Annotated in this window: 6 protein-coding genes; 4 read left to right on the top strand and 2 right to left on the bottom strand. The window is 73.0% G+C overall.

The genetic code is table 11. The features are described from left to right. The first annotated feature begins 80 nt into the window (after nt 1-80). Nucleotides 81-1,226 carry a bifunctional 2-C-methyl-D-erythritol 4-phosphate cytidylyltransferase/2-C-methyl-D-erythritol 2,4-cyclodiphosphate synthase gene (locus HMPREF0731_RS01545; protein WP_007002229.1) on the top strand — a complete coding sequence of 382 codons (1,146 nt, stop codon included), beginning with the start codon at nt 81-83 and terminating at the stop codon, nt 1,224-1,226. A gap of 45 nt (nt 1,227-1,271) precedes the next feature. On the opposite strand, the gene HMPREF0731_RS01540 is transcribed toward HMPREF0731_RS01545, so the two are convergent. Together HMPREF0731_RS01540 and trpS are read right to left on the bottom strand one after the other, a co-directional pair. After that, the gene (locus HMPREF0731_RS01540; RefSeq protein ID WP_007002228.1) at nt 1,272-3,071 is read right to left on the bottom strand and encodes a putative bifunctional diguanylate cyclase/phosphodiesterase; all 1,800 of its coding nucleotides are present in this window, start codon (nt 3,069-3,071) and stop codon (nt 1,272-1,274) included. Between the two features lie 144 nt (nt 3,072-3,215). Next, nucleotides 3,216-4,217, bottom strand: coding sequence for a tryptophan--tRNA ligase (gene trpS, locus HMPREF0731_RS01535; protein ID WP_007002227.1), 1,002 nt, complete (start codon nt 4,215-4,217; stop codon nt 3,216-3,218). A 136-nt stretch (nt 4,218-4,353) separates the two neighbouring features. Between trpS and panC the strand changes: the two genes are divergently transcribed. The 3 genes from panC to HMPREF0731_RS01520 are packed head-to-tail and all read left to right on the top strand — an operon-like array spanning nt 4,354 to nt 8,277. Beyond that, a complete protein-coding gene (gene panC, locus HMPREF0731_RS01530) occupies nt 4,354-5,208 on the top strand; it encodes a pantoate--beta-alanine ligase (RefSeq protein ID WP_040611831.1) in 855 nt (284 codons plus the stop codon). Nucleotides 5,209-5,242: 34 nt separating this feature from the next. Then, a complete protein-coding gene (locus HMPREF0731_RS01525) occupies nt 5,243-7,486 on the top strand; it encodes a VTT domain-containing protein (protein WP_007002225.1) in 2,244 nt (747 codons plus the stop codon). Next, nucleotides 7,483-8,277: an endonuclease/exonuclease/phosphatase family protein gene (locus tag HMPREF0731_RS01520; protein WP_007002224.1), complete on the top strand. Its 795-nt coding sequence runs from the start codon at nt 7,483-7,485 to the stop codon at nt 8,275-8,277. Before HMPREF0731_RS01525 ends, HMPREF0731_RS01520 begins: the two co-directional genes overlap by 4 nt. Nucleotides 8,278-8,510 lie beyond the last annotated feature (233 nt).

Here is an 8,510-nt window from a genome sequence, read left to right as displayed (position 1 = left end):
CGCCCGGTCCGCGCCTGAGCGCCGGCCGGCGGCGGCGCAGGCCCTCCCGCTCGGCGGCGTTTGCCCCTAGGTTCCGCGCCATGCGCGTGATTGCCCTCCTGCTGGCCGCCGGCCGCGGCACCCGCTTCGGGGCCGACCGGCCGAAGCAGTATCTCTCCCTGCTCGGCCAGCCGGTCCTGCTGCACGCCGCCCATGCCCTGCTGGCCGATGGCCAGGTCGACGCCCTGCTGCCGGTGGTGCCGGCGGGCGAGGCCGGGCTGGTGGCCGAGATGCTGCGCGGCCTGCCCTGCCTGCCGCCGGTGACCGGCGGCGCCACCCGCCAGGCCAGCGTGCGGGCGGGGCTGGAGGCGCTGGCCGCCGACCCGCCCGACCTCGTCCTGGTGCATGACGGGGCGCGGCCCCTGGTCGGGCGCGGCACCATCCCGGCCCTGCTGGCGGCGCTCGAGGAAAGCCCGGGCGCCATCCCGGCCCAGCCGGTCAGCGACACGCTGAAATCCGGCGAGGCCGGGCGCATCCTGCGCACCGTGCCGCGCGCCGGGCTGTATCGCGCGCAGACGCCGCAGGCCTTCCGCTACGCCACGCTGCTGGACGCGCACCGCGCCCTGCGCGAAGAGGTCACCGACGATGCCGCGGTGCTGGAGGCGATGGGCCTGCCGGTGGCGCTGCTGCCCGGATCGGAGAGCAACCTGAAAGTGACCTATCCCGAGGATCTGGCCCGCGCCGAGGCCGCCCTGCTGCCGCGCTTCCTGCCCGCCATGGGCACCGGCTTCGACGTGCACCGGCTGGTGGAGGGTCGCCCGCTGATCCTGTGCGGCGTCACCATCTCGCACCCGCTGGGGCTGGACGGGCATTCGGACGCCGATGTCGGGCTGCACGCGCTGTGCGACGCGATCTATGGCGCGCTGGCCGAGGGCGATATCGGCCGCCACTTCCCGCCCAGCGAGGCCGAATGGAAGGATGCCGACAGCGCCCGCTTCCTGCGCCACGCCGCCGGGCGCGTCGCGGCGCGCGGCGGCATCATCACCCACGCCGATGTGACGCTGATCTGCGAGCGGCCGAAGATCGGCCCGCATGCCGATGCCATGCGGGCGCGGCTGGCGGAGCTGATGGACATTCCCGTGACGCGCGTCTCGGTCAAGGCGACGACGACCGAGCGGCTGGGCTTCACCGGGCGCGGCGAGGGGATCGCCGCCCAGGCGGCGGCGACGCTGCTGCTGCCCGCCTGAGTCTTGTCCGGTGGCGGCCGGCTCCGCCGGACGTCTGGACGCGCCTCAGCTGGCGCTGCCCGTCGGACGGCTTCCGTCGAGAGCGCCGCGCGCCGCCAGCCAGGCGCGCAGCGCGGCCTCCGGCATTGGCCGCGCGATCAGATAGCCCTGCGCCTCCTCGCAGCCACGGGCGGCGAGGAAGTCCAGCGCCGCCTGGTCCTCCACCCCCTCGGCCACGACACGGTGGCCGAGGTCGTGCGCCAGCTGGATCATCGCCGCGACCAGCCGCTGGTCCCGCGCATTGCTCGACAGCCGGCGGATGAAGGACTGGTCCAGCTTGACGATGTTGGCCGGCAGGGTCTGCAGATAGGACAGGCTGCTGTAGCCGGTGCCGAAATCGTCGATGGCGACATCCATGCCCAGGGCCCGCAGCGCCCGCAGCTGGGCGAAGGTGGCCTCGCCATTGCGCAGCAGCGCGCTCTCGGTGAATTCCAGTTCCACCGCCTGCGGCGCCAGCCCGTGGCGGGAGAGGCTGTCCAGCAGGTGCTCGGCGAAATCCGGCTCGGCCAGATTCAGCGCCGAGACATTGACCGAAATGCGCAGACCGATCCCGTCCCGCCGCAGCGCGGCCAGCTGGGTGGCGGCACGCTCGATCACCCAGCGCGTCACCGGCCGGGTCAGCGCCGTCTGCTCGACCAGCGGGATGAACTCGCCGGGCGAGACAGGCCCCAGCGCCGGGTGGTGCCAGCGCAGCAGCGCCTCGGCGCCCAGGCAGCTTCCATCGGCGGTGTCGATGCGGGGCTGGAACACGAGGGAGAGCTGGTCCTCCGCCTGCAGCGCCGGCACCATGTCGGTCAGCAGGCGCAGGCGGCGCTGGCTGCGGGCCTCGCTCGCGGCGTTGTAGAGTCTGGCGCCCTCGCCGGCGGCGCGGGCCTCCTCCGCCGCGCAGGCGGCGGCGCGCAGCAGGGGCTCGGCATCGCGCTCCGCCGCGCCGAACTCGGCGATGCCGAAGACCGGGGTGGCGGTGACCGGCACCTCGCCAAAGGGCACGGGGACGCGGAAGGCCGCCTCCAGCGCGGCGAGGCCGGCCTGCCAGCCCGCCCCGCCCTCGCGCTCGAGCAGGGCGAGGAAGGCGCTGCTGCCGGTCTGGTAGAGCCCGCCATGCCGCGGCAGCGCGGCGCGCAGCACCCCGGCGGCGTGCCGCGCCAGCGCCTCGACATAGGCCGGGCCGAGGCTGGCGACCGCCTGGCCGAGCTGGCTGGAATGCGACAGATCCACCACCAGCGCCGCCCCCTCGCCGCGCGCCGGGCCGCGGGCGGCGAATTCATCGATGAATTGCAGCCGGTTGGGCAGGCCGCTCACCGGGTCGATGCGGCCGAAGGCGTGCTCCAGCTCGACCTGGGACATCACCATGGCGGCCAGATCGTGCAGCGGCTGCAACTCGGCCTCGCTCACCTGGCGCGGCACCATGTCCAGCACGCACATGGCGCCGAGCCCGTGGCCATCCCGCGTCACCAGCGGCGCGCCGGCGTAGAAGCGCACCCCGGCGAGCGCCAGCGGGCTGCCGATGAAGCGCGGATCGGTGGCGAGGTCCGGCACCACCAGCATCTGCCGCGTGGCGCTGACCACGGCGCAGGGCGCCTGGTGCCGCGGGATCTCGCGATGGTCGACGCCGAGGGCGGATTTGAACCATTGCCGGTTGGCATCGGTCAGCGAGACGGCAGCGACCGGCGCGTCCAGCAGCCGCCCGGCGAGCCGGGTGATGCGGTCGTAGCTCTCGCTGGGCGGGGTGTCGATCAGGTTGAGGGAGAGCAGCGCCTCCATCCGGCGCCGCTCATCCACAGGCGGGGGCATGAAGACCGACATCGGGGTTCCTCGGTGGCAGCAGCGCGTCAGGCTGGCGGCGCCATCCTGGACACGGCCCGACCCTGTGGCGGAGGACCCTCACAAGGCCCCGGCACAGATTACTGCCCGGAAGTGAACAGAGCCTTTCTGCCAGCCCCCTCCCGCTCAGCGGCGGGGCAGGAAGCCCACCAGCTCCTCGGCCCGGTTGACGATCGGCTCGGCAATGGCCGAGGCCTTGTCGGAACCCTTGCGCAGCTCGGCATCGACCGCCGCCGGATCGTCCAGCAGGCGCTGCATCTCGGCCTGGATCGGGCCCAGATGCGCCACCAGCGCGTCGGTCAGCACGGTCTTGAAGCTGCCGAAGCCCTGGCCCTCGTGCTGGCGCAGCACCTCGGCCGGCGTCACGCCGGTGATGGCGGCCAGGATGCCCACCAGGTTGCGCGCCTCCGGCCGGCCTTCCAGCCCCGCCGCCTCGCCCGGCAGCGGCTCGGGGTCGGTCTTGGCGCGCCGGATCTTCAGGGCGATGGCATCCGCGTCATCCGTCAGGTTGATGCGCGACTGGTCCGACGGGTCCGACTTGCTCATCTTCCGCGTGCCGTCGCGCAGCGACATCACCCGCGCGGCGACGCCCTGGATCATCGGCTCGATGTTCGGGAAGAAATCCACGCCGTAATCGTGGTTGAACTTCTGGGCGATGTCGTTGGCCAGCTCCAGGTGCTGCTTCTGGTCCTCGCCCACCGGCACGCGCGTCGCGTGATAGGCATGGATGTCGGCCGCCATCAGGTTCGGATAGACATAGAGGCCGGCGCCCGCATTCTCGCGGTCCTTGCCGGCCTTGTCCTTGAACTGGGTCATCCGGTTCAGCCAGCCGATGCGCGCCACGCAGTTGAAGATCCAGGCCAGGCGGGTGTGCGCCGGCACATGGCTCTGCACGAACAGGGTGCACTTGTCCGGCGTCACGCCGCAGGCGATCAGGGCGGCGGCCATCTCCCGCGTCTGGCGCGCCAGCTCCTTCGGGTCCTGCCAGACCGTGATGGCGTGCTGGTCCACCACGCAATAGATGCACTCATGATCGGCCATCATGGGCACCCAGTTGCGGATGGCGCCCAGGTAGTTGCCAAGGGTCGGAATGCCGGAGGGCTGGATCCCGGAGAAGACACGCTGCATCGAAAACACCTTTCGGGCCTGGCCGCCGGGTGATCCCGCGCGGGGCGCGCGCCGTCAAGCCATGATGCCGCGCCGGGTTGCGCCGGCGCGGGCTTGGCGGCAGGAGGGGCCTTGCAGCATCGAGGGAGAGCGGCGCATGCGGATCGAGCGGGACCTGGCCGGGCTGAGCGGGGCGGTCGGCGACTGGCGGCGGGATGGCCAGCGCATCGCCCTCGTCCCCACCATGGGCGCGCTGCATGACGGGCATCTGGCGCTGGTCGCCGAGGCGCGGCGGCATGCCTCCAGGGTGGTGGTCTCGATCTTCGTCAACCCGCTGCAATTCGGCCCCCAGGAGGATCTCGACCGCTATCCGCGCGACGAGGCCGGCGACCTGGAGAAGCTGCGCCGGGCCGGCTGCGACCTGGCCTTCCTGCCCACGCCGCCGGTGCTCTACCCGCAGGGCGAGGCCACCCGCATCGAGCCCTCCGGCCCCGCCGAGGGCTGGGAGGGCGCCGCCCGCCCCGGCCATTTCCGCGGTGTCGCGACCGTCTGCACCAAGCTGTTCCTGATGTGCCGCGCCGATGTCGCCGTGTTCGGGGAGAAGGACTGGCAGCAGTTGCAGGTGATCCGCCGGACGGTCGCCGACCTGCACCTGCCGGTGGCGATCATCGGCCTGCCCACGGTGCGCGACGCCGACGGGCTGGCCATGTCCTCCCGCAACCAGCGGCTGAGCCCGGCGGAGCGCGCCGCCGCGGCCCTGCTGCCGGCGGTGCTGGGGCGGCTGGCGGAGGCCCTCTCCGCCGGCGAGCCCCCTGCCCCGGCCTTGGCGGCGGCCCAGGACGAGCTGCGCCGGGGCGGCTTCGCCCCCGACTACCTGGCCCTGGTCGAGCCGCACAGCCTGCGGCCCTGGCCGCAGGGCGGCCAGGGGCCGGCCCGGCTGATCGTGGCGGCACGGCTGGGCGATGTGCGGCTGCTGGACAATTTTCCCGTGAGCCTGCCCCCGCCGGGCTGACACCATCCCCGCCCTGCCGCGTTGCAGCGGGGTGATGCCCCAGATCGCCGACCCCACCACGGCCCGCCCCGCCGGGCAGGACGCCCCCCGGCCGACGACGCCGCACCCTGGCCCGGAGACGGGCGCGCCGCCGGCGCCGCTGCTGCAGCCCGGACGCAATGTCTGGCGCCTGGCGCCGGCCCGTCGCGCCGCCGTGCTGGTGGATGCCGCCAACTACTATGGCGCGCTGCGCGAGGCGATGAAGCGGGCGCGGGAGACCATCCTGATCGCCGGCTGGGACATCGACAGCCGCACCCCCCTGGTCGGGCCGGAGGGCGAGCCGCGCGACGGCCTGCCCGCCACCCTGGGCCCCTTCCTGGCCGCCCTGGTGGAGCGCCGGCCGCAGCTCAAGGTCAAGCTGCTGCTGTGGGACTATTCCATGCTCTACGCCATGGAGCGCGAGCTGCTGCCGGCGCTCAGGCTGCAATGGAACACGCCGCAGCAGATCGAGCTGTGCCTGGACAATGACGTGGCCTTCGGCGCCTCGCACCACCAGAAGATCGCCGTGGTGGACGATGCGCTGGGCTTCTCCGGCGGGCTGGACCTGACCATCCGCCGCTGGGACACGCCGGAGCACAAGCCGGACAACCCGCACCGCGTCGACCCGCGCGACGAGGGCTATCCCCCCTTCCACGACATCCAGATGATGGTCGATGGCGAGGCCGCCGCCTCACTGGGGGAGATCTTCCGCAGCCGCTGGGCGCGCGCGGCCTGCGAGGACCTGCCGCCGCTGGAGCCGCGCCCCGAGGCGGCGCCCGATCTCTGGCCGCGCCATGTCACCCCCGACTTCCAGCAGGTCGAGATCGGCATCGCCCGCACCGAGGGCAGTTTCGAGGGCCAGCCCGAGATCCGCGAGGTCGAGCGGCTGTTCGAGGACATGATCGGCAGCGCCGAGCGCAGCCTCTACATCGAGAACCAGTTCCTCACCCATCTCGGCCTGGCCCAGCGCCTGGCCGAGCGGCTGCGCGAGAAGCCGGCGCTGGAGGTGGTGATCCTCGGGCCCCGCACGCACCACACCTGGCTGGAGCACCGCACCATGCTGGCGGGGCGCATCCGCTTCATGGAGGTGCTGCGCGAGGCCGGGCTGGAGGACCGCGTGCGGCTGCTCTACCCGCAATCCGGCAAGGGCCGCGGCCACCAGGCCGATGTCATGGTGCATGCCAAGCTGATGATCGTGGATGACCGGCTGCTGCGGGTCGGCTCGGCCAATCTGTGCAACCGCTCCATGGGCACGGACAGCGAATGCGACCTGGTGGTGGAGGCGCGCGACGCCGCCACCCGCACCGCCATCCGCGCCGTGCAGAACCGCCTGCTGGCCGAGCATCTCGGCGCCACGCCGCAGCGCGTGGAGGAGGCGCGGCGCGATGGCGCGCTCTTCGCGGCGCTGGACGCGCTGCGCGGCGGCAGCCACCAGCTGCTGCCGATCCAGGATGGCCGTCTGGCCGAGGGCGAGGCCCTGCCGCCGATCGAGGCGGTGGCCGACCCGGCGCGCGCCCTGGGCTCGGCCATCCTGCTGGCCGATTTCACCGCCGAGGATGGCACGCCGCACGGCATGCCGCTGTGGCTGCGCATCCTGCTGGTGGCGGCGCCGATCGCCCTGCTGGGCCTGGCCTGGCACTACACGCCGCTGTCCAACCTGCTGAACCCGGAAACTTTCAGCGCCTCCATGCAGAACGCCAATGGCGCCTGGGGGCCGGTGCTGGCGCTGACCCTGTTCATGGTGCTGGGGCTGATCGCCTTCCCGGTGAACGTGCTGATCATCGCCACGGCGGCCGCCTTCGGCCTCTGGCCCGGGCTGCTCTACGCGGCGGTGGGCGCCATGGTCAGCGCCTTCCTGACCTATCTGGTCGGCCGCAAGGTCGGCACCGGCATGCTGCGCAAGCTGGTGGGGCCGCGCATCAACCGCATCAGCCGCGCCATATCCCGCAACGGCATCATGGCGGTGACCATGGTGCGGCTGATGCCGGTGGCCCCCTTCACCCTGGTCAACCTGGTGGCCGGCGCCATCCGCATCCCGCTGCTCGACTACATGGTGGGCACGGCGCTGGGGCTGGCGCCGGGGCTGGTGCTGATGACGGCGCTGGGCGACCGGCTGCTGCGCATCATGACCGATCCCTCGGCCACCGACATCCTGGGCTTCGTGGTCATGCTGCTGGCCTGGGGCGGGCTGTCCTGGGGGCTGCAGAGCCTGGTCGCCTGGTTCCGCCGCCGCCAGAACCAGGCGGAGGCCACGGCGTGATCCTGCGGGCGATGAGCTGGAACATCCATGCCGGGATCGGTGGCGATGGCCGCTACGATCTCGGGCGCGTGCTGGGGCTGATCCGCCGGCACCGCCCGGACCTGCTGGCGGTGCAGGAGATCGATTCCCGCCCCTGCGGCCGCAGCGCCTGCGCCTTCGACACGTTGCGCGAAGCCTTTGGCGGCCACGCCATCGCCGCCGAGACGATGCGCGGCGGCGAGGGTGCCTATGGCCACATGCTGCTCAGCCGCTGGCCTTTTCAGGAGGCGGACACGCATGATCTCTCGGTGGAGGGGCGCGAGCCGCGCCAGGCCATCGCGGCGCGGCTGCGCATGCCGGGTGGCGCCAGCCTTGGCGTGGTCGCGGCGCATCTCGGCCTGCGCTGGCGCGAGCGCGGGCAGCAGGCGCGCCGCATGGCCGCGCTGGTGCGCGGCATGCCAGGGCCGGTTGTGGTGATGGGTGACTTCAACGACTGGAGCTGGGGCGGCCCGGTCTGGCGGGCGCTGGCGCCGCTGCTGCCGGCCCGCACCCGGCACCGCACCTTCCCCGCCCGCCTGCCGCTGCTGCGGCTGGACGAGATCTTCTGCCGACCGGCCCAGCTGCTGGGGCGGAGCTGGGTGGATCGGGACGCCGCCATCGCCTCCGACCACCTGCCGGTGTTGGCGGAGCTGCATGTCGGCGCCGCGCGCCACGCCGGCCCGGCGAGGCGGGGCGGCCAGGAGGCACCGCAGCCGGCGCCCGGCCGCCTCGCCGCCAGCCCGGCCTTGGTGCCTGTGCCCAGCGACGCCTGAGCGGCAATGTCCATATTTCCGGCATTGTCTTAATAAAGACGCGGGAAAACTGGTTGGCGGGCCGCAATGGCTATGGCAATTTCGGCATAAGCCCCGGATTTTCCAGGCGGGGCGCGGTGGAGAGGCACGTGCGGCATCGTATCACGACAGGGGCGCCTCGCCGCCCGGCCCTGCCTGCCCTGGGCGCCGGCCTGTGCCTGGCCCTTGCCTGGCCGGCCCAGGCGCAGCCGCAG

Source organism: Pseudoroseomonas cervicalis ATCC 49957, from assembly GCF_000164635.1.
In the GTDB taxonomy this organism is placed as follows: Bacteria; Pseudomonadota; Alphaproteobacteria; order Acetobacterales; family Acetobacteraceae; genus Pseudoroseomonas; species Pseudoroseomonas cervicalis.
The sequence above is the reverse complement of the archived record's forward strand: the minus strand, read 5'-3'. Positions and strand labels throughout refer to the sequence as shown.